Source organism: Sphingomonas sp. PP-CE-3G-477 (assembly GCF_003050745.1).
In the GTDB taxonomy this organism is placed as follows: Bacteria; Pseudomonadota; Alphaproteobacteria; order Sphingomonadales; family Sphingomonadaceae; genus Sphingomonas.
In genome coordinates this window covers 1-1,228 of the sequence record NZ_QAOF01000030.1, presented here as the reverse complement: position 1 = coordinate 1,228, position 1,228 = coordinate 1, and the positions used below count along the sequence as shown (strand labels likewise).

The 1,228-nt window shown below is 62.1% G+C and carries 1 protein-coding gene; it reads left to right on the top strand.

Annotated elements, in window-relative coordinates; genetic code table 11:
* Window positions 1-180: 180 nt before the first annotated feature.
* Window positions 181-1,127, top strand: a protein-coding gene (locus C8J45_RS18800) for an IS630 family transposase (protein WP_107964664.1) whose coding sequence is annotated in 2 segments (ribosomal slippage) — window positions 181-517 and window positions 517-1,127 — 948 coding nt in all. Because the reading frame shifts where the segments join, the coding sequence is not laid out codon by codon here.
* Window positions 1,128-1,228 lie beyond the last annotated feature (101 nt).

Here is a 1,228-nt window from a genome sequence, read left to right as displayed (position 1 = left end):
TTGCGATCCGTCCCTTCCCGTCGCCGACGAGTTTGCGGCTCGTCGGCGACGGCCTTTCTTGCCAGAAAGACCGCCACCTTCATAAGACAAGCGGTTTCTCACCGTGCTGAATCATAAGGTGATTCCCGTCGCTGCGGTTTTCTGATTCATAAATCCTGCCGGTGCAGGAGGCTGGCATTGATGGCGCGAGCATTGTCAGTGGATCCTCGAGACAGGGTTGTGGCGGCGATCGCGAGCGGTCTGTCGCGTCGACAGGCGGCGGTACGGTTCGGTGTTAGCGCCGCGAGCGCTGTCCGGTGGCAGCAGCTTGCAAACCAGCACGGAACGCCGGCGCCACAGCAGCAGGGTGGCGATCGACGTTCGATGAGGATCGAGGCGCATGCCGAGTTGATCCTGGAGGCTTGTAAGGCGACGCCCGACATCACCCTGGCCGAGTTGCAGGCACTTCTGGCCGATCACGGCACCGAGGTCGCACTCGGCACGATATGGCGGTTCTTCGCGCGGCGCGGGATCACGCGCAAAAAAAGACAGCGCACGCGACCGAGCAGGATCGCCCGGACATCCTAAAACGACGAGAGGAATGGTTTGATGGCCAGCTTGATCTCGATCCCGAGCAGCTCATCTTCATCGATGAGACCTGGGCATCAACGAACATGGCGCGTCGCTACGGCCGAGCGCCACGCGGCGAACGACTGCGGGCCGGTGTGCCGCACGGGCACTGGAAAACCACTACCTTCGTCGCGGGTCTGAGCCGCACGGGCATGATCGCGCCCTGGGTGCTCGACGGAGCGATGAACGGTGAAGCCTTCACCACCTACGTGACCCGCGTCCTCGTGCCCGAACTTTCGCCCGGCAACGTCGTCATCATGGACAACTTATCGAGTCATAAGGCGCCAGCCGTGCGTGCCGCCATCGAAGCCGCGGGTGCCAGACTCCTGTTCCTTCCGCCCTACAGCCCGGACTTCAACCCCATCGAGATGGCCTTCTCCAAGCTGAAGGCGCATCTGCGAAAAGCGGCCGAGCGGACCATCCATGGCCTCTGGGATGCCATCGGGCGTATCGTCGACCTCTACTCGCCCCAGGAATGCTCGAACTACTTTGCAGCCGCTGGTTACGATGCAGACTGATCAGAAACCGCTTGTCTTATGAAGGTGGCGGTCTTTCTGGCAAGAAAGGCCGTCGCCGACGAGCCGCAAACTCGTCGGCGACGGGAAGGGACGGATCGCAA